This is a genomic window from Kitasatospora sp. NPDC058965, assembly GCF_042741245.1.
Taxonomy (GTDB): domain Bacteria; phylum Actinomycetota; class Actinomycetes; order Streptomycetales; family Streptomycetaceae; genus Kitasatospora.
Window position 1 is genome coordinate 13,738 of record NZ_JBHYKG010000047.1, and the last position, 22,898, is coordinate 36,635.

19 protein-coding genes, 5 tRNA genes and 1 pseudogene are annotated in these 22,898 nt (G+C 72.8%); 5 read left to right on the forward strand and 20 right to left on the reverse strand.

Going from position 1 to position 22,898, the window contains the following annotated elements; genetic code table 11:
- Window positions 1-104: 104 nt before the first annotated feature.
- On the reverse strand, window positions 105-2,318 hold the full coding sequence (gene recG, locus ACFW1A_RS11005; protein WP_380407404.1) for an ATP-dependent DNA helicase RecG: 2,214 nt from the start codon (window positions 2,316-2,318) through the stop codon (window positions 105-107).
- A gap of 37 nt (window positions 2,319-2,355) precedes the next feature.
- On the reverse strand, window positions 2,356-3,975 hold the full coding sequence (locus ACFW1A_RS11010; RefSeq protein WP_380407406.1) for a DAK2 domain-containing protein: 1,620 nt from the start codon (window positions 3,973-3,975) through the stop codon (window positions 2,356-2,358).
- Window positions 3,976-4,259: 284 nt separating this feature from the next.
- On the opposite strand from ACFW1A_RS11010, the gene rpmB reads away from it, so the two are divergent.
- Window positions 4,260-4,445 (forward strand): 50S ribosomal protein L28, encoded by a 186-nt coding sequence (gene rpmB, locus ACFW1A_RS11015; RefSeq protein ID WP_035846000.1) that lies wholly within the window; start codon window positions 4,260-4,262, stop codon window positions 4,443-4,445.
- A 113-nt stretch (window positions 4,446-4,558) separates the two neighbouring features.
- On the opposite strand, the gene thiD is transcribed toward rpmB, so the two are convergent.
- From thiD to ACFW1A_RS11030, 3 genes are read right to left on the reverse strand one after another with little or no spacing between them, the layout of a single operon-like run.
- Window positions 4,559-5,359, reverse strand: a complete 801-nt coding sequence (gene thiD / locus ACFW1A_RS11020) for a bifunctional hydroxymethylpyrimidine kinase/phosphomethylpyrimidine kinase (RefSeq protein ID WP_380407408.1) — start codon at window positions 5,357-5,359, stop codon at window positions 4,559-4,561.
- A 32-nt stretch (window positions 5,360-5,391) separates the two neighbouring features.
- Window positions 5,392-6,417, reverse strand: coding sequence for a 6-phosphofructokinase (locus ACFW1A_RS11025; protein ID WP_380407410.1), 1,026 nt, complete (start codon window positions 6,415-6,417; stop codon window positions 5,392-5,394).
- A gap of 10 nt (window positions 6,418-6,427) precedes the next feature.
- Complete coding sequence (locus ACFW1A_RS11030) at window positions 6,428-7,393, reverse strand: thiamine-phosphate kinase (protein ID WP_380407412.1); 966 nt, start codon at window positions 7,391-7,393, stop codon at window positions 6,428-6,430.
- Window positions 7,394-7,621: 228 nt separating this feature from the next.
- Between ACFW1A_RS11030 and ACFW1A_RS11035 the strand changes: the two genes are divergently transcribed.
- The gene (locus ACFW1A_RS11035; RefSeq protein ID WP_380407414.1) at window positions 7,622-7,855 is read left to right on the forward strand and encodes an Lrp/AsnC family transcriptional regulator; all 234 of its coding nucleotides are present in this window, start codon (window positions 7,622-7,624) and stop codon (window positions 7,853-7,855) included.
- A 69-nt stretch (window positions 7,856-7,924) separates the two neighbouring features.
- Here the strand turns inward: ACFW1A_RS11035 and ACFW1A_RS11040 are convergent, their stop codons facing one another.
- From ACFW1A_RS11040 to ACFW1A_RS11050, 3 genes are read right to left on the reverse strand one after another with little or no spacing between them, the layout of a single operon-like run.
- The gene (locus ACFW1A_RS11040) at window positions 7,925-9,067 is read right to left on the reverse strand and encodes a D-alanine--D-alanine ligase family protein (protein WP_380407416.1); all 1,143 of its coding nucleotides are present in this window, start codon (window positions 9,065-9,067) and stop codon (window positions 7,925-7,927) included.
- A gap of 56 nt (window positions 9,068-9,123) precedes the next feature.
- Window positions 9,124-10,125 (reverse strand): NAD(P)H-dependent glycerol-3-phosphate dehydrogenase, encoded by a 1,002-nt coding sequence (locus tag ACFW1A_RS11045; protein ID WP_380407418.1) that lies wholly within the window; start codon window positions 10,123-10,125, stop codon window positions 9,124-9,126.
- A complete protein-coding gene (locus tag ACFW1A_RS11050) occupies window positions 10,122-10,955 on the reverse strand; it encodes a lysophospholipid acyltransferase family protein (protein ID WP_380407420.1) in 834 nt (277 codons plus the stop codon). The genes ACFW1A_RS11045 and ACFW1A_RS11050 overlap by 4 nt, the downstream gene beginning before the upstream one ends.
- Window positions 10,956-11,110: 155 nt before the next feature.
- Between ACFW1A_RS11050 and cofC the strand changes: the two are divergent.
- Window positions 11,111-11,752: pseudogene (gene cofC / locus ACFW1A_RS11055) on the forward strand (2-phospho-L-lactate guanylyltransferase); the annotation flags it as partial.
- A gap of 428 nt (window positions 11,753-12,180) precedes the next feature.
- Here cofC and ACFW1A_RS11060 read toward each other — a convergent pair.
- From ACFW1A_RS11060 to leuC, 4 genes are all read right to left on the reverse strand, one after another.
- Window positions 12,181-12,858 (reverse strand): HU family DNA-binding protein, encoded by a 678-nt coding sequence (locus ACFW1A_RS11060; RefSeq protein WP_380407422.1) that lies wholly within the window; start codon window positions 12,856-12,858, stop codon window positions 12,181-12,183.
- Between the two features lie 133 nt (window positions 12,859-12,991).
- Window positions 12,992-13,348, reverse strand: coding sequence for a hypothetical protein (locus tag ACFW1A_RS11065; RefSeq protein WP_380407424.1), 357 nt, complete (start codon window positions 13,346-13,348; stop codon window positions 12,992-12,994).
- Between the two features lie 183 nt (window positions 13,349-13,531).
- The gene (gene leuD, locus ACFW1A_RS11070; RefSeq protein WP_380407426.1) at window positions 13,532-14,128 is read right to left on the reverse strand and encodes a 3-isopropylmalate dehydratase small subunit; all 597 of its coding nucleotides are present in this window, start codon (window positions 14,126-14,128) and stop codon (window positions 13,532-13,534) included.
- Between the two features lie 3 nt (window positions 14,129-14,131).
- Entirely contained in the window at window positions 14,132-15,556 is a 1,425-nt protein-coding gene (gene leuC / locus ACFW1A_RS11075; RefSeq protein WP_380407428.1) for a 3-isopropylmalate dehydratase large subunit, read from the reverse strand.
- 151 nt (window positions 15,557-15,707) lie between these two features.
- Here leuC and ndgR point away from each other — a divergent pair, with 151 nt between their 5' ends.
- Window positions 15,708-16,421: an IclR family transcriptional regulator NdgR gene (gene ndgR, locus ACFW1A_RS11080; protein ID WP_380407430.1), complete on the forward strand. Its 714-nt coding sequence runs from the start codon at window positions 15,708-15,710 to the stop codon at window positions 16,419-16,421.
- Between the two features lie 158 nt (window positions 16,422-16,579).
- Here ndgR and ACFW1A_RS11085 read toward each other — a convergent pair.
- The 8 genes from ACFW1A_RS11085 to ACFW1A_RS11120 form a co-directional block, all read right to left on the reverse strand.
- Window positions 16,580-16,654 (reverse strand) — tRNA-Gln (locus ACFW1A_RS11085).
- Between the two features lie 53 nt (window positions 16,655-16,707).
- A tRNA-Glu gene (locus tag ACFW1A_RS11090) sits at window positions 16,708-16,780 on the reverse strand.
- Between the two features lie 81 nt (window positions 16,781-16,861).
- A tRNA-Glu gene (locus tag ACFW1A_RS11095) sits at window positions 16,862-16,937 on the reverse strand.
- A gap of 45 nt (window positions 16,938-16,982) precedes the next feature.
- Window positions 16,983-17,055, reverse strand: a tRNA-Glu gene (locus ACFW1A_RS11100).
- Between the two features lie 29 nt (window positions 17,056-17,084).
- Window positions 17,085-17,156, reverse strand: a tRNA-Gln gene (locus tag ACFW1A_RS11105).
- A 220-nt stretch (window positions 17,157-17,376) separates the two neighbouring features.
- Window positions 17,377-18,900 (reverse strand): glutamate--tRNA ligase, encoded by a 1,524-nt coding sequence (gltX, locus tag ACFW1A_RS11110; protein WP_380407432.1) that lies wholly within the window; start codon window positions 18,898-18,900, stop codon window positions 17,377-17,379.
- Window positions 18,893-19,693 carry a fumarylacetoacetate hydrolase family protein gene (locus ACFW1A_RS11115; protein WP_380407434.1) on the reverse strand — a complete coding sequence of 267 codons (801 nt, stop codon included), beginning with the start codon at window positions 19,691-19,693 and terminating at the stop codon, window positions 18,893-18,895. The genes gltX and ACFW1A_RS11115 overlap by 8 nt, the downstream gene beginning before the upstream one ends.
- A gap of 127 nt (window positions 19,694-19,820) precedes the next feature.
- Window positions 19,821-20,042, reverse strand: coding sequence for a hypothetical protein (locus ACFW1A_RS11120; protein WP_380407436.1), 222 nt, complete (start codon window positions 20,040-20,042; stop codon window positions 19,821-19,823).
- Between the two features lie 748 nt (window positions 20,043-20,790).
- Between ACFW1A_RS11120 and ACFW1A_RS11125 the strand changes: the two genes are divergently transcribed.
- A partial coding sequence (locus ACFW1A_RS11125; protein ID WP_380407438.1) for a nitrate- and nitrite sensing domain-containing protein occupies window positions 20,791-22,898 on the forward strand: 2,108 nt, incomplete at its 3' end.

Below are 22,898 nucleotides of genomic sequence, written 5' to 3' on the forward strand. Positions count from 1 at the left end.
ACAGGACCCCCAATTCTCGTGCCAGGAGCGCTCCTTGAGGTGCGCCCTGAACACCTTCATTCTCTCTTGGGGTACTGACAACCGGGGCGCCGGACGGCTCCCGCTCAGCCCTTCTCCAGGTAGGCCGCGCGGTCCGCGTCGAGCAGGCCCGCCAGCTCCGCGCGCAGCTCCTGGTGCTCCGTCAGCTCCGGGTCGGCGGCGACCAGCGCGGCGGCCTCCTCGCGGGCGGCCGCGATCACCTCCTCGTCCTCCAGCACCGAGAGCACCTTGAGCGAGGACTTCACCCCGGACTGGGCCTGGCCCAGCACGTCGCCCTCGCGGCGCTGCTCCAGGTCGATCCGGGACAGCTCGAAGCCGTCCAGGGTGGCCGCCACCGCGTCCAGCCGGGCCCGCGCGGCACTGCCCGCCGGCATCTCGCTGACCAGCAGGCACAGGCCCGGCGCGCTGCCGCGGCCGACCCGGCCGCGCAGCTGGTGCAGCTGGGAGACACCGAACCGGTCGGCGTCCATGATCACCATCGCGGTGGAGTTGGGCACGTTCACCCCGACCTCGATCACCGTGGTGGCGACCAGCACGTCCACCCGGCCGGCCGCGAACCGGCGCATCACCTCGTCCTTGGCCTCCGGGGCCAGCCGGCCGTGCAGGATCTCCACCCGCAGCCCGGCCAGCGGGCCGCGGACCAGCTGCTCCGCCGTCTCCACCACGCTCAGCGGCGGGCGGCGCTCGTCGCTCTCCGCGCCCCGGTCCGTGCCGGGCTCCTCCGGATCCTCCTCGGCCGCCCGGCGCTTCTTCGGCTTCTCCGCCTCCTCGTCGCCGATCCGCGGGCAGACCACGTAGGCCTGGTGCCCCTTGGCCACCTCCTCGCGGACCCGCTCCCAGGCCCGCACCAGGAAGTTGGGCTTCTCCAGGGCCGGCACCACGTGGGTGGAGATCGGCGAGCGGCCGGCCGGCAGCTGGTCCAGCACCGAGGTCTCCAGGTCGCCGAAGACCGTCATCGCCACCGTGCGCGGGATCGGGGTGGCGGTCATCACCAGCAGGTGCGGCGGCTGGCCGCCCTTGGCCCGCAGCGCGTCCCGCTGCTCCACCCCGAACCGGTGCTGCTCGTCCACCACGACCAGGCCGAGGTCCTGGAACTGCACCTTGTCCTCGATCAGCGCGTGGGTGCCGATCGCGATCCCGGCGTCGCCGCAGGCCATGTCGAGCAGCGCCTGGCGGCGGGCCGCGGTGCCCATCGAGCCGGTCAGCAGCGCCACCTTGGTGCCCAGGTCGGAGCCGCCGAGCATGCCGCCCTCGGCCAACTCCCCCATCATCTCCACGATCGACCGGTGGTGCTGCTGGGCCAGCACCTCGGTGGGGGCCAGCAGCACGGCCTGCCCGCCGGCGTCCACCACGGCGAGCATCGCGCGCAGCGCCACCAGGGTCTTGCCGGAGCCGACCTCGCCCTGCAGCAGCCGGTGCATCGGGTGCGCGGTGGCCAGGTCGGCGAACAGGTCGGCGCAGACCCGCTGCTGGCCCTGCGTCAGGGTGAACGGCAGCTTGGCGTCGAAGGCGTCCAGCAGCCCGCCCGCGACCCGCGCCCGCGGCACCGCCGGCGAGGCCGCGGCGGCGGCCCGGCGCTGGGCCAGCGCGACCTGCAGCACGAACGCCTCGTCCCACCGCAGCCGCTCCTTGGCCCGCTCCAACTCGGCCTGGTTGCGGGGCCGGTGGATCAGCTCCAGGGCCTCCGGCAGCGGACTCAGGCCGCGCTCGGCGCGCAGCGCGGCGGGCAGCGGCTCGCCGACGTCGGACAGGTGCTTGTCCAGCGCGGTCTGCACCGCCAGCGCCAACTTCCAGCTGGGCAGTTGGGCGCTGGCCGGGTAGACCGGGATCAGCCGGCCGGCGAACTGCTCCGCGGCGTCCGAGCCCTCCTCCTCGTCCAGCAGCTGGTAGTCCGGCGAGGCCAGCTGGCGAGTCCGGTTGAAGACGCCCACCTTGCCGGCGAACAGGCCCTGGGCGCCCGGGCGCAGCTCCTTCTGCCGCCAGCCCTGGTTGAAGAAGACCAGGGTGAGCCGGGCCCGCCCGTCGGTGACGATCACCTCCAGCCGGTCGCCCTTGCGGCCGCGGAACGGGATCAGCGTGACCTTCTCGATCCGGGCCAGCACGGTGGCGTGCTCGTCCACCTCCAGCTCGTCCAGGCTGGTCAGCTGGCCGCGCTCGGCGTACCGGCGCGGGTAGTGGTGCAGCAGGTCGGAGACCGTGTGCAGCTTCAGGCCGTCGGCCAGGGCCTTGGCGGTGCGCGGGCCGACCAGCTTGGTCAGGGGTTCGTCGAGAGCAGCCATCAGACCCAATGGAACACCACGGAGGGGACAGCGCCCGCTACTCGACGCCGATGAGCAGCGGCGCGCTCTCCTGGCCGCCGGCGAAGACCACGGTGTCCACCTCCGGGCGCTGCCGCCGGGCGTGCGCCACCAGCACCTCGGCCAGCTCCGGGTCGGCGCCCTCGCCGAGCACCAGGGTGACCAGCTCGCCGCCGGCCGCCAGCATCCGGGAGAGCACCTCGGCGCCGGTCTCGGCGATCCCGGGCCCGATCACCGCCACGTCGCCGTCGATCAGGCCGAGCACGTCGCCGGCCTGGCAGACCCCGGCCATGGTCCAGGACTGCCCCTCGGCCACCGCGAGCTCGGCGTACCGGGTGGCGCCGGCCGCGGAGGTCATCGCCACCACGTCCTCGTCGAACCGCCGGCCCGCCTCGTGCACCGCGAGCGCGGCCAGGCCCTGCACCGGGGAGCGGGTGGGCAGCACCGCGATCCGCAGCCCCTCCTCGCGCAGCTGGTCGGCCGCGGCGCCGGCGCCGGCCCGCAGCTCGGGGTCGTTGAGCAGCAGGATCACCTCCCGGGCCGCGCACCGGCGGACCGCCTCGGCCAGCTCGGCGCTGGACGGCGGCGCGTCCGGGTCGGCGGCCAGCACCGCGGCGCCCGCCTCGCGGCACAGCTCGACCAGGCCGGCCCCGGTGACCACGCTGAGCACCACCCGCTCGGCCGGGGCCTCCGCCGGGCCGGGGCGCAGGCCGGCCCGGGCGGCGGCCTCGGCGAAGTGGGTGATCCGGATCTGGTGCGGGCGCCCGGCCACCACGCCGGCCTCCACGGCGGCCCCCGCGTCGTCGACGTGCACGTGGACGTTCCACAGCCCGTCGCCGCCGCCGATCACCAGTGAGTCGCCGAGCGCCGCCAGCGACTCGCGCAGGGCCGGCAGCGCGGTCGGCGGGGCGTCCAGCAGGTAGATCACCTCGAAGGCCGGGTGGCCGGGCAGCCGCTCCGGCTCCTCGCAGGAGGCGTGCGCCACGGGCAGGTCCTCGCCGAGCGCGACCGGCCCCATCGGCTGCTGTCCGGCCACCGCGTCGGCCAGCGCGCCGAGCACCGCCACCAGCCCGCGCCCGCCGGCGTCCACCACCCCGGCCCGGGCCAGCACCGAGAGCTGCTCGGGAGTGCGCAGCAGCGCCCCGCGGGCGCTGCGGTGCGCGCTGGCGGCCACCTCGGCCAGGGTGCCCGGGGCCTGCCCGGCGCTCTCGGCGGCCCGCGCGGCCACCGTCAGCAGGGTGCCCTCGACCGGCTCGGCGACCGCCTGGTAGGCGGACTCGGCGCCCCTGGTCAGCGCGGCCTGCAGCGCCTCGGGACCGCCGCCCCGCTCGGCCAGTACCTCGGCCACCCCGCGCAGCAGCTGGGCCAGGATCACCCCGGAGTTGCCGCGCGCCCCCACCAGCGCCCCGGTGGCCATCGCCTTCGCGGTGGCGGGCAGCGCGGGCTCGGCGCCGGCCTCGAAGCAGCGCTCGACGGCGGCGGTGGCGGACTCCACGGTCAGGTAGAGGTTGGTCCCGGTGTCCCCGTCCGGCACCGGGTAGACGTTCAGCGCGTCGATCTCCTCGCGGGCCTGGCCGAGTGCGGACAGCGCGAGGCGGCACCAGGTGCGGACGGCGGGGGCGTCGAGCGTCTCCAGCACCGGGTCTCCTCCAGGTGAACGCGACGGGAACGGGCGGGGCCTGCTGGGCAGGCTATCGGGGCCCGGGCACCTTGTCCGCGCGCCGGGGCGAGCGGGCCGCTCGCAGCGGTCAACCGCTCGGACATGGTAGTTTCGTGAGACCGGAGCGGTCGTTGTATGCTGCTCCGGTTGCCCGGAACAACCCGGGCTTCCCCCTTGACCCGATCAGGTCCACGTCGAGTGGCCCAGGTGGATCAGCCGGGGTTTTCGAACGTAAATGATTCTGAAGTCTTGGAGTGACTCCTGTGGCTGCCAACTGCGACGTCTGCGGCAAGGGGCCGGGCTTCGGCAACAACATCTCCCACTCGCACCGCCGTACCCGCCGTCGTTGGAACCCCAACATCCAGACGGTGCGCGCTGTGATCGGGCGGACGCCGAAGCGGCTCAACGTGTGCACCTCGTGCATCAAGGCCGGTAAGGTCTCGCGCTGACGCGCAGACCGGTGCGCCGGTCCTCTACCGAGGAGCCGGTCCATCCCTGAGGGGGTGGACCGGCTCTTCGGCATTCCGGCGCCGGCGGGGGCGGCCCGGGGCCGCCCCGCGGCTCAGCCGCGCAGCTTCCAGCCGTGGTCCACCGGCCCGATCCCGCCGCCGAGCGCGAAGCCGCCGCGGATCGCCCCGGTGACGTACTCCTTGGCCGCCGCCACCGCCTGCGGCACCTCCAGGCCCTTGGCCAGTTCGGCCGCGATCGCGCTGGCCAGCGTGCAGCCGGTGCCGTGGGTGTGCCGGTTGTCGTAGCGCGGGCTGCGGTACCAGTACTCCTCGCCGTCCCGGCCGGCCAGCAGGTCCGCCGCCTCGCCCGGCAGGTGGCCGCCCTTGACCAGGACCCAGCGCGGCCCGAGCTCCAGCAGCGCGTCGGCGGCCGGGCGCATCTCGCCCTCCTCCAGCACGGTGATCCCGGTCAGCTGGGCCACCTCGTGCAGGTTGGGGGTGGCCAGCGTGGCCCGCGGCAGCAGCCGCTCCCGCACCGTGGCCACCGCCTCGGCGGCCAGCAGCGCGTCGCCGTGCTTGGAGACCCCGACCGGGTCGACCACCACCGGCGCGGACAGCCCGCCGAGCAGCTCGGCCACCGTCTCCACCAGCTCGATCGAGGCCAGCATGCCGGTCTTCACGGCCTGCACCCCGATGTCGTCCACCACGCTGGTGAACTGGGCCCGCACCGCCTCGGCCGGCAGCTCCCAGTAGCCCTGGACACCGAGCGAGTTCTGCGCGGTGACGGCGGTGATCACGCTCATCCCGTGCACGCCGAGCGCGAGCATGGTCTTCAGGTCGGCCTGGATGCCGGCGCCGCCGCCGGAGTCGGAGCCGGCCACGGTCAGGACGCGGGGGGGTGCTTGCTGAGCCATGGGCACCAACCTAGCGGTCCCGGCCGGGCGGCTCAGAGCACGGCCTCCGACTCCGCCCAGCGGTCCGGCGGCACGGTCTTCAGCCGGGTCACCGCGTCGGCCACCGGGACCAGCTGGATGTCGTTGCCGCGCAGCGCGGTGAAGTGCCCGAAGGCGCCCTTGTGCACGGCCTCCACCGCGTGCCAGCCGAACCGGGTGGCCAGCACCCGGTCCCGGGCGGTGGGGGTGCCGCCGCGCTGGGTGTGGCCGAGGATCACCGGGCGGGCCTCCTTGCCGAGCAGGTCCTCCAGCTCGTGGGCCAGCCGGGTGCCGATCCCGCCGAAGGTCTGGTGGCCGAACTGGTCCACCCCGCCGTGGTCGAACCGCATGGTGCCGACGGCCGGCTTCGCGCCCTCGGCCACCGCGATGATGGCGAACTTCTTGCCCCGGTCGAAACGCTCCTCGATCATCCGGGCGACCTGCTCGATGTCGAACGGCTTCTCCGGGATCAGGATCCCGTGCGCGCCGCCCGCCATCCCCGCGGTCAGCGTGATCCAGCCGGTGTGACGGCCCATCAGCTCGACCACCATGACCCGCTGGTGCGACTCGGCGGTGGTCTTCAGCCGGTCGATCGCCTCGGTGGCCACGTGCACCGCGGTGTCGAAGCCGAAGGTGACGTCGGTGGCGTCGATGTCGTTGTCGATGGTCTTGGGCACTCCGACCACCGGCAGCCCGGCGTCGCTGAACAGCTTGGCGGCGGTCAGCGTGCCCTCGCCGCCGATCGCGATCAGCGCGTCGATGCCGAGGTGGCCGGCCAGCTCCTCGGCGTGCTCCACCGCCCAGCGGATCCGCTCGCGCTGCACCCGGGCCGAGCCCAGCACGGTGCCGCCCAGGGTGAGCAGACCGGTGACGTCGTCGTGGCCGATCACCCGGGCCCGACCCTCGATCAGCCCGAGGAAGCCGTCCTCGATCCCGAGGATCTCGTCCCCGTGCACGTCCAGCCCCCGGTGCACCACCGAGCGGATCACCGCGTTCAGGCCGGGACAGTCACCACCACTGGTCAGCACGCCGATACGCATGGGCCACAGGCTACTCGGCGAAGTGGTCCCAGCCGGCCGTCCGATCCCAGGGCGCGCCGTCCACCGTCACCTTGCCCTTGGCACCTGGTCGACTCGCGCCGGTCACCGTGCCGACCACCCGCCAGCGGGCCGGCAGTTGCGCGCCGGCCGGGAAGGTGGCGGCGATCGCGTGGTCCTCGCCGCCGGAGAGCACCCAGACCAGCGGGTCCACCCCGACCGCCTGGCCGATGTCGGCCATCTGGGCCGGCACGTCGAAGTCGGCGGCCTTCAGGTCGATGTCCACCCCGCTCGCGGCGGCGACGTGGCCGAGGTCGGCCACCAGCCCGTCGCTCACGTCGATCATCGAGGTGGCGCCCAGCTCCGCCCCGGCCGGTCCGGCGTGGTACGGCGGCTCCGGGCGCCGGTGCGCCTCCACGAAGGCGCGGGGCGAACGGAAGCCGCGGGCCAGCACGGTCAGGCCGGCGGCCGACCAGCCCAGCCAGCCGGTCACCGCCACCACGTCGCCCGGCTGGGCGCCGGAGCGGGTGACCGGGGCACGGCCCTGCAGGTCGCCGAGGGCGGTGATGGCCAGCGTGATGGTCTCGCCGCGCACCACGTCGCCGCCGGCCACGGCGGCGCCGGCCACCTGGCACTCGTCGCGCAGCCCGTCCATCAGCTCGGTCGCCCATGTGGTGGGCAGGTCGGCCGGGACCACCAGGCCGAGCAGCAGGGCGGTGGGGACGGCGCCCATCGCGGCGATGTCGGCCAGGTTCTGCGCGGCGGACTTGCGGCCCACGTCGTAGGCGGTGGACCAGTCGCGGCGGAAGTGCCGGCCCTCGATCAGCACGTCGGTGGTGGCCACCACCCGCCCGTCCGGCGCGGACACCACGGCCGCGTCGTCCCCGGGGCCGAGTTCCACCGCGGGGGTCTGCGGCAACCGGGCGGTGAGCTCCCGGATGAGTCCGAACTCGCCGAGCTCGCCCACGGTCCCCTGCATCTGCCGTCCTCTCCGAGTGTGCCGACGCGGGGCCGCCGAGCTCCGCGCGCGTGCGCGCCCCGCGCGAAGCGTACGCCCACCGCCCCGCCCGGGGTCTCCCCTCCCGGGGCAACCGCGCGGTAGCGTGGTGATCCAGTCTTCGCGGCGCGCCCGCCGCCACCCGGTTCCCCGTGCGGGCCGTGCCGCTGCTCCTCAGGACTGCCACCCCCAGCCGCAGGGAGGTCATCCGTGGTACAGGCATACATCCTGATCCAGACCGAGGTCGCCAAGGCCAGCGCCGTCGCCGAAACCATCTCCAAGATCGACGGAGTGGTGCAGGCGGAGGACGTGACCGGGCCCTACGACGTGATCGTGCGGGCCGAGGCGGCGTCGGTGGACGACCTGGGGCGGCTGGTGGTCGCCCAGATCCAGCAGGTCGAGGGAATCACCCGGACGCTGACCTGTCCGGTGGTGCACCTGTAGGTGCCCGGCCCGGCGCCGCACCCGAGCGGGTGCGGCGCCTGCGGGCTGCCCCGGCGCCCGGACGGGCGCTCAGCGCAGGCCGGTGGAGCGGCGCAGCGCCGCCTGCAGCAGCCGGTCGATCAGCTCGGCGTAGGGCACGCCGGTGGCCTCCCACATCTTCGGGTAGGCCGAGATCGGGGTGAAGCCGGGCATGGTGTTGATCTCGTTGATCACCCAGCGGCCGTCGGTGAGCCGGAAGAAGTCCACCCGGGCCAGGCCCTCGCAGCTGAGCGCCTCGAACGCGGCCACCGCCTGGCGGCGGATCTCCGCGGTCTCCGGGTCGGTCAGCTCGGCCGGGATCCGCACCTCGGAGGAGTCGATGTACTTGGCCTCGAAGTCGTAGAACTCGAAGCCCTCGCCGACCAGCACCTCGGCCGGCAGGCTGGCCCGCGGACCGTCCTCGAACTCCAGCACGCCGCACTCGATCTCGCGGCCCTCCAGCATCGCCTCGACGATCACCTTCGGGTCGTGCCGGCGGGCCTCCTCGATCGCCGCGTCCAGCCCGGCCGCGTCCTTGACCTTGGTGATCCCGATGCTGGAGCCGGCCCGGCAGGGCTTGACGAAGACCGGCAGGCCCAGCGCCGCGATCCGCTCCCGGGCCTGCTCGCGCCCTTCGGCGCTCTCCCAGTCGCGCGGGCGGACCACGGTGTACGGGCCGACGCCGAGCCCGAAGGACTCCAGCACCCGCTTGGTGTACTCCTTGTCCATCCCGACCGCGCTGGCCAGCACGCCGGAGCCGACGTACGGCACCCCGGACAGCTCCAGCAGGCCCTGGACGGTGCCGTCCTCGCCCCACGGGCCGTGCAGCAGCGGCAGCACCACGTCCACCTCGCCGAGCACCTTGGGCGCGGCGCCGGGCTCGCTCCAGACCACCTCGCGGGAGGCGGGGCTGGCGGGCAGCGCCAGCTGGCCCTCGGCGGAGTCGGCGACCTGGTCGACGTCCGGCATCCGGCCGTCGGTGATCGCCATCCGGCTCGGCTCGTCGCTGACCAGGGCCCAGCGGCCCTCGTGGGTGATGCCGACCGGCAGCACCTCGTACTTGGTCCGGTCGATCGAGCGCAGCACGCTGGCCGCGGTGACGACCGAGACACCGTGCTCGGAGGAGCGGCCGCCGAAGACGATGGCCACGCGCGGCTTGGCCGCCTGGTTCGGGGAGGTCGGTTCGTTGCTCATATCGAGAGGGAGACTACCGTGCGAACCGTTCGGTTCCACGGACCCGCGGTTCCCGGTCAGCGCCGCTCGGGCTTGGCCGCACGGGCCATCAGGTCCTTGAGCACCGCCTGCGTCGGGCGGCCGTTGTGCACCACGTCCACCACCGCCTCGACGATCGGCATCTCGACGCCGTTGCGCCGGGCCAGGTCGAGCACCGACTCGCAGGACTTCACGCCCTCCGCGGTCTGCCTGGTGGCCGCGATGGTCTGCTCCAGCGTCATGCCCCGGCCCAGGTTGACGCCGAAGGTGTGGTTGCGGGAGAGCGGCGAGGAGCAGGTGGCCACCAGGTCGCCCATGCCGGCCAGGCCCGCGAAGGTCAGCGGGTCGGCGCCCAGCGCCACCCCCAACCGGGTGATCTCGGCCAGCCCACGGGTCATCAGGGTGGCCTTGGTGTTGTCGCCCAGGCCCATCCCGTCGGCCATCCCGACCGCCAGGCCGATCACGTTCTTCACCGCGCCGCCCAGCTCGCAGCCGACCACGTCGGTGTTGGTGTAGGGACGGAAGTACGGGGTGTGGCAGGCCTGCTGCAGCCGCCGGGCGACCTGCTCGTCGGTGCAGGCCACCACGCTGGCGGCCGGCTGCCGCTTGGCGATCTCGGGCGCCAGGTTGGGTCCGGAGACCACCGCGACCCGGTCCTCGCCGACCCCGGCGACCTCCCGGATCACCTCGGTCATCCGCTTGGCGGTGCCCAGCTCGATGCCCTTCATCAGCGAGACCAGCACGGTCTGCGGGCCGATCAGCGGCGCCCAGGCGGCCAGGTTCTCGCGCAGCGTCTGGGACGGCACCGCGAGCACCGCGAAGTCGGCGCCGGCCAGCGCGGTGGCCGCGTCGGCGGTCGGCCGGACCGCGTCGGGCAGCACGATCCCGGGCAGGTACTCGGGGTTGGTGCGGGTGGCGGCGATGGTCTCCACCAGCTCCTTGCGGCGGCCCCAGAGCGCCACCTCGCACCCGGCGTCGGCCAGGATCATGGCGAACGGGGTGCCCCAGGAGCCGGTGCCGAAGACGGCGCAGCGGGTCATCGGGACTCCTCCCCGGTCTTCTCGGCCCCGGGCTCCCCGACCGGCGCGGCCGACCCGGCCTGCTGGGCGGCGGCCTGCTCGGCCCGCGCCCGGCGCAGGTCGTAGCGCTCGGCGGGGGCCTTCTCGCCGCGGATCTCCTCCAGCACCGAGGTGATCGCGGCCATGATCTCCTCGGTGGCCTCGCGGAGCACCTGCGCGGTGATCTCCTGCCCCTGGAAGCGGCTCAGGTCCACCGGCGGGCCGGCCGACACGACGACCTTCTTGCGCGGGAACAGGCTCACCTTGGCCGGCTTCCCGCCCAGGCCCTTGCCGTACGGCGGGATGATCTCGTGGGCGCCCCAGTGCGCCACCGGGATCACCGGCGCACCGGTCATCAGCGCCACCCGGGCCGCCCCGCTCTTGCCCTCCATCGGCCACAGCTGCGGGTCCCGGGTGATGGTCCCCTCCGGGTAGAACTGGACCGCCTGGCCGTTCTCGATCGCGGCGATCGCGGCCCGGAACGCCTGCGCGGCGTCGGTGCTGTCGCGGTAGACCGGGATCTGGCCGGTCTTGCGCAGCATGAAGCCGATGAACGGCACCTTGAACAGCGAGGACTTGCCCAGGATCCGCGGCGGCCGGCCGCTGTTGTACTGCCAGTGGGCGTACAGCACCGGGTCGATCACCGAGTTGTGGTTCACCGCCACCAGGAAGCCGCCCTCCTTGGGGAGGTGCTCCCAGCCGTGCCACTCCGGCTTGGCCAGCGCGGCGTTCACCGGCTTCACCAGCACCGCGGCGAAGCGGTACCAGATCCCGTAGTCGGCGTTGCCGAAGGCGTACGAGCGGCGGGCCACCCCAGGTCCTCCTCGTGTGCTGCGGCACGTGGGGTGCCGCGGTGTGGGCGCGGGATTCGCGCGCGCGGACGCGGTGCGCGAGAAAGCAGTCGCGGGTCATCCTCGCACGGGGGCACCCTGGCGGAGCCGGACGGCCCGGCGGGAGAATGGCGCCGATGACCCAGCACACCGTACGCCCCCCGCACGACACCTGGAGCCTGGTCGTGCCGGTGAAGCCGCTGGCCCGGGCCAAGAGCCGGCTGGCGCCGTTCGCCGGGGCGCGTCGCGGCGAGTTCGCGCTGGCCTTCGCGCTGGACACGGTGGCCGCCGCGCTGGCCAGCCCGCTGGTGGCCCAGGTCCTGGTGGTCTCCCAGGACCCGGAGGCCGGCGAGCGGTTGGCCGCCCTGGGCGCCGTGCTGGTGCCCGACGAACCGGGCGGCGGGCTCAACCCCGCACTGTCGCACGGCGCCGCGCACGCGCGGCGGCTGCGCCCCGGCACGCCCCTGGCCGCGCTGTCGGCCGACCTGCCGGCGCTGCGGACCGCGGAGCTGACCCGGGTGCTGGCCGCCGCCGCGGGCGCCGGGCGGGCGTTCCTGGCCGACGCTCCGGGGTCCGGCACCACGCTGCTGGCCGTCGACGGCGGCCGGGCGCTGGCACCGGCCTTCGGCGGCGCCTCCCGACAGCGGCACGAGGCCGGCGGGGCCCGCGAACTCGTCCTGGCCGACGTGCCCTCGGTGCGCCGGGACGTGGACACCGGCGCGGACCTGGCGGACGCGCTGGCGCTCGGGGTCGGCCCGCACACCCGTGCGGCCGCGGCCGCACGGGTCCAGGCGCCTCCTCGGGGCGGCCGCGCGCGTCCTATGCTGAGGCCCATGCAGGCCACCGCGTTCACCTTCGACCCCGCCACCCACGAGGGCTCGGTCCTCCTCGACGACGGCACCCCGGTGCCGTTCGACGCGGCCGCCTTCGACGCCGGTGGGCTGCGGCTGCTCCGACCGGGTCAGCGGGTGCGGATCCGGGTGTCCGGCGAGGGCGGGCAGCGCCGGGTGGTCTTCGTCACCCTGCAGACCTTCCCGGACCCCGCCGAGGACTGAGGCCTGAGGCCGGGTCAGCCGATCCCGCCTCAGCGGGCCCGCCCCGCACGCGAACGCCGCGGCGGCCCGCCCCCGGGTGATCGGGGAGCGGGCCGCCGCGGCGACGTGCTTCGGTCCTGACGGACCACCAGTTGGCCGGTGCGGCCGCGCGATTACTTCGCGGCGGTCTTGCGGGCCGTGGTCTTGCGGGTGGTGGTCTTCTTCGCCGGAGCGGTCTTCTTGGCCGCCGTGGTCTTGGCGGCGGTCGCCTTGGCCGTGGTGGTCTTCTTGGCCGCGGTGGTCTTGGCGGTGGTGGCCGCCTTCTTCGCGGTGGTGGTCGCCTTCTTGGCCGCGGTGGTCTTGGCCGCCGTGGTCTTGGCGGTGGTGGCCGCCTTCTTCGCGGTGGTGGTCGCCTTCTTCGCGGCGGCCTTCTTGGCGGGGGCCTCGGCGGCCGCAGCGGCGGCCCGCTTGGTGGCGGCCCGCTTGGCGGCGGCGGTGGCGGCGACACCCGACTTGCCCGGGGTGAGCGAGCCCTTGGGGGCCTTCTTCACCGAGGGGCCGTCCTTCGGCAGCTTCTTGCTGCCGCTGACCAGGTCCTTGAAGCCCTGGCCGGGACGGAAGCGGGGCACCGAGGTCTTCTTGACCTTGACCCGCTCGCCGGTCTGCGGGTTGCGGGCGAAGCGCGCGGAGCGCTCCACCTTCTCGAAGGTGCCGAACCCGGTGACCGAGACCCGGTCACCGGCCACGACGGCACGCACCATGGTGTCGAGCACTGCGTCGACGGCCTCTGCGGCAGCCTTGCGACCACCCAGCTGCTCGGCCACCGCTTCGACAAGCTGAGCCTTGTTCACGTCTTCCCCTTCAGAAACGGGCGCCGGATGATTCCATCCGTTCAATTCGCACGTTAGGCATGTATTTGCGGACTTTCAATTACCAAACGCGCGAATCACCCTAGTGTCGCAATGGATTTGCGCGTCTGCGACCTCAGCCGAGGGGCGGATGCCCCTCGTCGAGCTCCTGCACAAAGCGACTCAACCGCCGCGCCGCCTCCGGGAGATCGCGCTTGGCGGTCTCGGTGACGATCAACAGCTGCCGGGTGAGGGCGGTCTTTGCCTCCGCCGACGCGTGCAGCGCGCGCACGCGGGCGTGAGCCAGCTTCAACCGCTCTGCGACAAGGGCATAGAGCGCCGCGACTTCCGGGTCGTCCGATCCCTCGCCGAGCGGGTCGGCCGCGGGATCGCCGTCGGGCCGGTCGTCAATTCGACTCCCGGCTTCCCGGTCCGTGAACTCCGACGACGCGGGATCGCCGCCCGCGTACGGAGGTTCATGGTGCCGGTGCATGCCTAGATTGTGCCATCTACTCAGAGTTGCGACGCGCGGGGCCCGTCTTCCGACAAATCACGTTGTCCTTGTCCACCACAGCTGATGGCAGATCCTCACACCCAGTCAGGAGTGAACTGCCCCCCGCAACGGATGAAGGCCCGCCCCCGCGTCGCGGGAACGGGCCTTCGGAATGCGCCGGGGTCAGGCGACCGGCTGCGTCCGGGGCTTGAACGAGGGCCGACGGGCTTCGAACGCGTCGATGTCGTCCGCGTTCTGCAGCGTGATGCTGATGTCGTCCAGCCCGTTGAGCAGGCGCCAACGCAGGTTCTCGTCCAGTTCGAACGGAGCCACCACGCCCTCGGCGCGCACCTCGCGCGCCTCCAGGTCCACGGTGATCTCGGCGTTCGGGTCGGCCTCGGTCAGCGCCCAGAGCTGATCCACCGTCTGCTGCGGCAGCACCACCGTCAGCAGGCCGTTCTTCAGCGAGTTGCCGCGGAAGATATCGGCGAACCGCGAGGAGATGACGGCCTGGAAGCCGTAGTTCTGCAGCGCCCAGACCGCGTGCTCGCGGGACGATCCGGTACCGAACTCAGGTCCGGCCACCAGGATGGTCGCCCCCCGCCGCTCGGGCCGGTTCAGGATGAACGACTCGTCCTTGCGCCAGGCTTCGAACAGACCGTCCTCGAAACCCGACCGGGTGACCTTCTTGAGCCAATGGGCGGGGATGATCTGGTCCGTGTCCACATTGCTGCGGCGCAGCGGGACGGCCCGACCGGTGTGGGTGGTGAACTTCTCCATGGCTCAGGCCTCCACGGGAACGTTGGCGGTCGACAGGTCGGCGGGCGAGGCCAGGTGGCCCAGCACCGCGGTGGCGGCGGCGACCTGCGGGGAGACCAGGTGGGTGCGGCCGCCCTTGCCCTGGCGGCCCTCGAAGTTGCGGTTCGAGGTGGAGGCGCAGCGCTCGCCGGGGGCCAGCTGGTCGGGGTTCATGCCCAGGCACATCGAGCAGCCCGCGTGGCGCCACTCGGCGCCGGCGGCGGTGAAGACCTTGTCCAGGCCCTCCTCGACCGCCTGCAGGGCGACCCGCACCGAGCCGGGGACGACCAGCATCCGCACCCCGTCGGCGACCTGGCGGCCGTCCAGGACGGCCGCGGCGGCCCGCAGGTCCTCGATCCGGCCGTTGGTGCAGGAGCCGACGAAGACCGCGTCGACCTTCACCTCGCGCAGCGGGGTGCCGGCCTCCAGGCCCATGTACGCCAGCGCGTTCTCGGCGGCGATCCGCTCCTGCGGGTCCTCGAACGAGGCCGGGTCCGGCACCGAGGCGCCGAGCGGCGCGCCCTGGCCCGGGTTGGTGCCCCAGGTGACGAACGGGGTCAGCGCGTTCGCGTCGATGAAGACCTCGGCGTCGAACACCGCGTCCTCGTCGGTGGCCAGGGTCGACCAGTAGGCGACGGCCGCGTCCCAGTCCTCGCCCTGCGGGGCGTGCGGACGGCCCTGCAGGTAGTCGAAGGTGGTCCGGTCCGGGGCGATCATGCCGGCCCGGGCGCCCGCCTCGATCGACATGTTGCAGATGGTCATCCGGGCCTCCATGGACAGGCTCCGGATCGCCGAACCGCGGTACTCCAGGACGTAGCCCTGGCCGCCGCCGGTGCCGATCTTGGTGATGATCGCCAGGATCAGGTCCTTGGCGGTGACGCCCTCGGGCAGCTCGCCCTCGACCGTGATCGCCATGGTCTTGAACGGGGCCAGCGGCAGCGTCTGGGTGGCCAGCACGTGCTCGACCTGGCTGGTGCCGATGCCGAAGGCCAGCGCGCCGAAGGCGCCGTGGGTGGAGGTGTGGGAGTCGCCGCAGACCACGGTCATGCCGGGCTGGGTCAGTCCCAGCTGCGGGCCCACCACGTGGACGACGCCCTGCTCCACGTCGCCCAGCGAGTGGATCCGGACCCCGAACTCGGCGGCGTTGCGGCGCAGGGTCTCCAGCTGCACCTTGGACACCGGGTCGGCGATCGGCTTGTCGATGTCGAGGGTCGGCGTGTTGTGGTCCTCGGTCGCGATCGTCAGATCGGTCCGGCGGACCGGGCGACCGGCCAGCCGGAGACCGTCGAAGGCCTGCGGGCTGGTGACCTCGTGCAACAGGTGCAGGTCGATGTAGAGCAGGTCGGGCTCGCCCTCGGCGCGCCGGACGACGTGGTCGTCCCAGACCTTCTCTGCCAGTGTCCGTCCCATCGCGTTCCCTCCAGCCGGCCGCTCTGCCGGCCTGATCGTGGTCGTGGGGTGCCCGTTTTCCCGGGGTTCTCCCGGGCTTCTCCACCCAGGGTGCCGGGTTTCCCCGAAGATTGAACTTGCGTCTCGCCCACTGAGACTGCAGTATCGGCGTATGGACAACTCTAGCGGCGTCGGCGTTCTCGACAAGGCCGCTCTGGTGCTGAGCGCACTGGAGTCGGGCCCCGCCACGTTGGCGGGGCTGGTCGCCGCCACCGGCCTGGCGCGGCCCACCGCCCACCGACTCGCCGTCGCACTCGAACACCACCGCCTGGTCACCAGGGACATGCAGGGCCGGTTCATCCTCGGCCCCCGACTCGCCGAGCTCTCCGCCGCCGCGGGCGAGGACCGGCTGCTCGCCACCGCGGGCCCGGTCCTGACCCACCTGCGCGACGTCACCGGGGAGAGCGCCCAGCTCTACCGCCGCCAGGGCGAGATGCGGATCTGCGTGGCCGCCGCCGAGCGGCTCTCCGGCCTGCGGGACACCGTCCCGGTCGGCTCCACGCTGCCGATGAAGGCCGGCTCCGCGGCCCAGGTGCTGCTCGCCTGGGAGGAGCCCGAGCGGCTGCACCGCGGCCTGCAGGGCGCCCGGTTCACCGCCACCGCGCTGAGCGGCGTGCGCCGCCGCGGCTGGGCCCAGTCGATCGGCGAGCGGGAGCCGGGCGTGGCCTCGGTCTCCGCGCCCGTGCGCGGGCCCTCCAACCGCGTGGTGGCCGCCGTCTCGGTCTCCGGGCCGATCGAGCGCCTCACCCGCCACCCGGGCCGGCTGCACGCCCAGGCCATCATCGAGGCCGCCAACCGGCTCACCGACGCGCTGCGCCGCGGCTGAGCCGATCGTCCGACCGCACCACGGGGCCGCGCACCGACATCCGGTGCGCGGCCCTTCGAGCGCCGCCGCGGGCATGTCCCGGGGCATTCTCCGGCCGGGCGGGAACGGGCCGGGAAAAGCAGAAAGCCCCCGGACGGACCGGAGGCTTGCCTTGCTGGTGGCTGGGGTACCAGGACTCGAACCTAGACTAAATGAACCAGAATCACTCGTGCTGCCAATTACACCATACCCCACAGCAATCAGCCGATGGCTCCAGTTGCCTGGGCTCCACCGGCTGACCTGCTCGTACCCCCGACCGGATTCGAACCGGCGCTACTGCCGTGAGAGGGCAGCGTGCTAGGCCGCTACACAACGGGGGCAAACTTGGTGATCCAGCTTCGTCGCCTCCGGGACCCGGCCCCTCGGGGAGGGTGCGTCCGGATGGTGACTGATGAAGGATCTGGTACCCCCGACCGGATTCGAACCGGCGCTACTGCCGTGAGAGGGCAGCGTGCTAGGCCGCTACACAACGGGGGCTCCTGCTATGCAATTGATGTGTTGTCGCCAACACCCTGCATTGCGTACCCCCGACCGGATTCGAACCGGCGCTACTGCCGTGAGAGGGCAGCGTGCTAGGCCGCTACACAACGGGGGCTTGCGGTACTACTGAACTGCGGTACTGCGCTGGGGTACCAGGACTCGAACCTAGACTAACTGAACCAGAATCAGTCGTGCTGCCAATTACACCATACCCCATCAGAACGCAACCCCCTGCGGGGTCTTGCTCGATGATCGCGCCGTGCTCCGCGTGGTGGGTCTCGGTGAGGCTTCTGGTTCCTCTCCGTTCCCTCCCGGGCGGCGCAGAAAGAACATTACCCGACGCGTGGCCCCGCTCCAAAATCGATAACCGCAGGCAGGCCGGGCGGGCCCGGCGGGCCTGGTCACGCGGGGGCGCGGTGACCAGGCCCGGGGCGGCTCAGGCGGCCGGCAGGGCCGCCAGTGCCAGGGTGAGGCGGCGCAGCGTCTCGGGGCGGCCGAGCAGCTCCATCGACTCGAAGAGCGGCGGCGAGATCCGGCGGCCGGTGACGGCCACCCGCAGCGGCGTGAAGGCGAACTTGGGCTTGATGCCCAGGCCCTCCACCAGCGCCTCGCGCAGCGTGGCCTGGATCGGCTCCGGACCGAAGTCCGCCAGCTCCTCCAGCGCCTTGATGCTGGCCTCCAGCACCGGCCGGGCGTCGGCGGTCAGCACCTTGGCCGCGTCCTCCGGGTTCAGCGCGAACGCGGCCGGGTCGACGAACAGGAAGCCGAGCATGTCGACCACCTCGGAGAGCACCACCATGCGCTCCTGGGTGAGCGGGGCGGCCTTGCGCAGCAGCTCCAGCTGAGCCGCGTCGGGCTCGGCCGGCAGCAGGCCGGGCGCCTGCAGGTACGGGACCAGGCGCTGGACGAAGTCCTCCGGCGCCAGCATCCGCAGGTGGTCCGCGTTGATCGACTCGCACTTCTTCAGGTCGAAGCGGGCCGGGTTGGCGTTCACCTTGCCGATGTCGAAGGCCGCCACCAGCTCGTCCATGGAGAACCGGTCGCGGTCCTCGGAGAGCGACCAGCCCAGCAGCGCGAGGTAGTTGAGCAGGCCCTCGGGCAGGAAGCCGCGCTCCCGGTAGAGGTTCAGGCTGGCCTGCGGGTCGCGCTTGGAGAGCTTCTTGTTGCCCTCGCCCATCACGTACGGCAGGTGGCCGAACCGCGGCGTGGTGCCGCTGCCGACGCCGATCTCGGCCAGCGCCGCGTACAGCGCGATCTGACGCGGGGTCGAGGAGAGCAGGTCCTCGCCGCGCAGCACGTGGGTGATGCCCATCAGGGCGTCGTCCACCGGGTTGACCAGGGTGTACAGCGGGGCGCCGTTGGCCCGGACCAGGCCGTAGTCCGGCACGTCCTTCGGCTCGAAGCTGAGCGTGCCGCGGACCAGGTCCTCGAAGACGATCGTCCGGTCGGGCATCCGGAAGCGCAGGATCGGCTGCCGGCCCTCGGCGCGGTAGACCGCCTTCTGCTCGTCGGTCAGGGTGCGGCACAGACCGTCGTAGCCGGACGGCAGGCCGTTGGCGCGGGCCGCCTCGCGGCGCGCGTCCAGCTCCTCGGTGCTGCAGAAGCACTCGTAGGCGTGGCCGGCCTCGTGCAGCCGGCGGGCCACGTCGGCGTAGACGTCCATCCGCTGGGACTGCCGGTACGGCGCGTGCGGGCCGCCGACCTCGGGACCCTCGTCCCAGTCGAAGCCCAGCCAGCGCATCGCGTCCAGCAGCTGGTTGTACGACTCCTCGGAGTCGCGGGCCGCGTCGGTGTCCTCGATCCGGAACACCAGGGTGCCGCCGTTGTGCCGGGCGAAGGCCCAGTTGAAGAGGGCGGTGCGGACCAGGCCGACGTGCGGGTTGCCGGTCGGGGAGGGACAGAAGCGGACCCGGACGGCCGGGTCCGCGGTGGAGCCGCCAGTGTGCTGCTCGTTAGCCACGCTTGATCACCTTGTTGGCGAGAGTGCCGATGCCTTCGATGGAGACGGCGACCTCGTCGCCGACGTTCAGGGGGCCGACACCCGCGGGGGTGCCGGTGAGGATGACGTCGCCCGGGAGCAGCGTCATGGCCTCGGAGATGTGCGCGACGAGCTCCGGGACGCCGCGCAGCATCAGCGAGCTGCGGCCGGTCTGGCGCAGCTCGCCGTTGACCGTGCAGGTGATCGCCAGGTCGGACGGGTCCAGCTCGGTCTCGATCCACGGCCCGAGCGGGCAGGAGGTGTCGAAGCCCTTGGCGCGGGCCCACTGGCCCTCGCGCTGCTGCACGTCCCGGGCGGTCACGTCGTTGGCGCAGGTGTAGCCGAAGACCACCTCGGGGACCCGGTCCACCGGCACCTCGCGGCACATCCGGCCGATCACCACGGCCAGCTCCGCCTCGTGCTGCACGTCCGAGGAGAAGGGCGGGTAGGCGATCGACTCGGTCGGGCCGATCACCGCGGTGGAGGGCTTGAAGAAGGTGAGCGGCACCGCGGGCACCTCGTTGCCCAGCTCGGCCGCGTGGGCGGCGTAGTTGCGCCCGACCGCGACGATCTTGGAGGGCAGCATCGGGGTGAGCAGCCGCACCTGGTTCCAGCGGTAGGTCTCGCCGGTCAGTTGGGGGGTGCCGAACGGGTGGCCGGCCATGGCGTGCAGCACCAGCGAGTCGGGTCGGGTCGGGTCCCCCTCGACCACGCCGAAGGAGACGCTGCCGGCAGCGGCGCTCCCCTCAAGGACAGAGAACCTGGCAATACGCACGCTGCGCGACCTTTCCGGTCCGGGGTCGTTTGGGCTCCAGGCTATCGCCCGGGTCACACGCGAGGGGCGCCGCCACCAGTGGTGACGGCGCCCCACGCGGTCCGCGGCCGTCCGGGCCGCGCGACGATCAGGCCTGCTGCTGCTCCGGCAGCGTCATCAGGCGGGTGCGCCGCGGGTTGGCGGTGCTGCGCGGCAGCTCCTCGGCGTACTCGACCTGCTCCGTGGCGGTGCGGGCACCGGGCAGCTGGCTGAAGTCCTCCAGCGAGGCCAGGGTCGTCCGGCGCGGGTTCGCGGTCGAGCGGGAGCCGAGCGTGGACCTGGTGACCGACTTGGCCGGCGTCTGGGACATCGCTTCTACACCTCGGTGTCGTCGTGAAAGGGGGGCTCTGTACAACGAGCCAGGGTAGGGACCGCATTTCACAGAGACCGTGACCAAAGCTACACATTGGCCTGTGAGTTTGCTCACAATTTCCCGGGCGGAGGCCGCAATCGGGATATTTCACCCAAGAAGTAAATTCCGACAAACCGGACGGACGAGGCATATCGGGAACACGCCAGAGGGGTGAGTTCCGGACGCTCGGTGGCCAAGTGTCCGAAAAGCGCCGTATTCGCGCCCCATGTCGCACCGTCCGTGAGGTGCTGCGCGCGGTCGGTAGCACAGCACCGGCCGCACCCCTGCCCCTTGTTGGAGTTCCCACGCTGTGCTGGAATGCCACGAACCGCCGGAGGAGAACCCTCCTTGGCACCGCCGCCGCCCCGCACCGCGTCGAACGACCGCCCGGGCACCAGTGCGGTGCACAGGGGCTACCCACGGCGGCACGTGTGCATTCCCGGATCAGCCGGGTGTGCCGAAATCGAACTCGACACCGCTCCGTCCGCGGCGACGCGGAGGGGCGCCCGGTCCAGAGGTTGCGACGCCAGTGCAGGGACGTTTCAAAAGGGGTAGCGGCGCCGCAGGCAGCGCTCCGGCGACCGAGCCCCTCGGTGCCCCCCACCAGTCGGAGCCGGACCCCGCCACGGGCGACCGGCTCAGCAACGGGGCGCCCGAGGGCGACACCGTCACGCCGGACCAGGGCGACGCGAGCCGCCGGGCACGGTTGCGCAGTTCACTGACCAGGCGCCGGGCCACCGGTCTGGGCCGGCTGCGGATGCGCAACTGGCGCATCCGCACCCGCCTGATCGCGCTGCTGCTGCTCCCCGTGGTGGTCGCGCTGGTCTTCGGCGGCCTGCGCATCAACACCTCGATGCAGAGCTCGCAGCAGCTGGCCCAGATGGCCAACCTGAGCGACCTGGCGGTGAAGGCCACCGCGCTGGCCGACGCGCTGGAGACCGAGCGCGACGTCAGCGCCGGCCCGCTGACCAAGTTCCCGGGCCAGCAGGACGACGAGGTCACCGCCGCGCGCAAGACCACCGACGACGTCAGCAAGGCCTACAACGCCCGTGCCGACTCGTTCGACAACCTGGACCTGTCCGGCGGCAACTCGCTGCTCATGCAGGTGCGCAAGGACATGGAGCTGCTCTCGCAGTTCCGCAACAACGCGTACACCCAGCCGGACAACATCGAGGCCACGGTCGCGTCGTACGACACGATCATCAAGGACCTGCTCTCGATCAGCCAGGACATCGCGCTGGCGTCCTCCAACCCGGACCTGGTCAAGGCCACCCGAGCGCTGCAGCAGTTCTCCACCGAGAAGGAGAGCAGCTCGATGCAGCGCGCGCTGATCAGCGCCGCGCTGGCCCGTCCCGGCGGCGCCGACCTGAGCCCCTCGGACCAGAGCTTCGGTTTCCGTCTGCGCACCGCGTACGAGAACGCGGCCACCAACTTCAACTCGATCTACGGCTTCGCCGACGCCCAGAAGCTGCTCGCCCGGCTCGCGTACAACCCGGAGATCAACCTCTCCGACCGGTTCGCCACCCAGGTGCTGCAGGCCAACGGCATCAAGCAGGCCGACGTGCGCTCCTACAAGGACTGGTACGACCAGTCCAGCGTCCGCATCACCAACGAGCGGGCGATCGAGAACCAGCTGCTGGACGAGCTCAAGGGCAAGGCCCAGTCGCTGCAGTCGGCCGCCGACAACGACGCCATCGTCAACGGTGTCGTGGTCGCGCTGGTGCTGCTCTTCGCCGTCCTCGGCGCCGCCCTGGTGGCCCGCTCGATGGTGCGCTCGCTGACCAAGCTGCAGACCGCGGCCGAGGACGTCGCCGAGCGGCGGCTGCCCGAGCTGGTCAAGACGCTCTCCGAGGCCGACCCGCACGACGTCGACGTCACGGTCGAGCCGGTCGGCGTCGACTCGACCGACGAGATCGGCCACGTGGCGCACGCCTTCGACATGGTGCACAGCGAGGCGGTCCGCCTGGCCGCCGAGCAGGCGCTGCTGCGAGGCAACATCAACTCGATGTTCACCAACCTGTCGCGCCGCAGCCAGGGCCTGATCCAGCGCCAGCTCTCGCTGATCTCCGAGCTGGAGAGCCGCGAGGCCGACCCGGACCAGCTGGCCAGCCTCTTCAAGCTGGACCACCTCGCCACCCGCATGCGCCGCAACGGTGAGAACCTGCTGGTCCTCGCGGGTGAGGACCCCGGTCGCCGGTGGACCCGCCCGGTCCCGCTGGTCGACGTGCTGCGCGCCGCCGCCTCCGAGGTGGAGCAGTACGAGCGCATCGAACTGGCCTCCGTGCCCTCGGCCGAGGTCGCCGGCCGGGTCGTCAACGACCTCGTCCACCTGCTCGCCGAGCTGCTGGAGAACGCGACCTCGTTCTCCAGCCCGCAGACCCGGGTCCGGGTCACCGGTCACGCGCTGCCGGACGGCCGGGTGCTGATCGAGATCCACGACACCGGCATCGGCCTCTCCCCCGACGACCTGGCGGAGATCAACGAGCGTCTGGCCAACCCGCCGACGGTGGACGTCTCGGTCTCCCGCCGCATGGGCCTCTTCGTGGTCGGTCGCCTGTCGCTGCGCCACGGCATCCGGATCCAGCTGCGCCCCAGCGACTCCGGCGGCACCACCGCGCTGGTCATGCTCCCGGTGGACGTCACCAACTCCGGCGACCGCCGCGGCCAGCGCCCCGGCGCCACGCCGAGCAAGGCCCCGCGCGGGGTCGGCCCGACGCCGCGCCAGCAGCGCCCGCTGCCGTCCGGCCCCTCCGGCCCGGACGGCCTGCCCGGCCGCGGCGCCCCGGCGCTCGGCCAGGGTGCGCAGGCGGACCC

What these genes read in the sequence shown, in the direction of transcription:
- recG (WP_380407404.1), bottom strand. Translation starts at nt 2,318, where the DNA reads ATGGCTGCTCTCGACGAACCCCTGACCAAGCTGGTCGGCCCGCGCACC.
- thiD (WP_380407408.1), bottom strand. Translation starts at nt 5,359, where the DNA reads ATGGCTCAGCAAGCACCCCCCCGCGTCCTGACCGTGGCCGGCTCCGAC.
- ACFW1A_RS11025 (WP_380407410.1), bottom strand. Translation starts at nt 6,417, where the DNA reads ATGCGTATCGGCGTGCTGACCAGTGGTGGTGACTGTCCCGGCCTGAAC.
- ACFW1A_RS11030 (WP_380407412.1), bottom strand. Translation starts at nt 7,393, where the DNA reads ATGCAGGGGACCGTGGGCGAGCTCGGCGAGTTCGGACTCATCCGGGAG.
- ACFW1A_RS11040 (WP_380407416.1), bottom strand. Translation starts at nt 9,067, where the DNA reads ATGAGCAACGAACCGACCTCCCCGAACCAGGCGGCCAAGCCGCGCGTG.
- ACFW1A_RS11045 (WP_380407418.1), bottom strand. Translation starts at nt 10,125, where the DNA reads ATGACCCGCTGCGCCGTCTTCGGCACCGGCTCCTGGGGCACCCCGTTC.
- ACFW1A_RS11065 (WP_380407424.1), bottom strand. Translation starts at nt 13,348, where the DNA reads ATGCACCGGCACCATGAACCTCCGTACGCGGGCGGCGATCCCGCGTCG.
- leuD (WP_380407426.1), bottom strand. Translation starts at nt 14,128, where the DNA reads ATGGAGAAGTTCACCACCCACACCGGTCGGGCCGTCCCGCTGCGCCGC.
- leuC (WP_380407428.1), bottom strand. Translation starts at nt 15,556, where the DNA reads ATGGGACGGACACTGGCAGAGAAGGTCTGGGACGACCACGTCGTCCGG.
- ndgR (WP_380407430.1), top strand. Translation starts at nt 15,708, where the DNA reads ATGGACAACTCTAGCGGCGTCGGCGTTCTCGACAAGGCCGCTCTGGTG.
- ACFW1A_RS11120 (WP_380407436.1), bottom strand. Translation starts at nt 20,042, where the DNA reads ATGTCCCAGACGCCGGCCAAGTCGGTCACCAGGTCCACGCTCGGCTCC.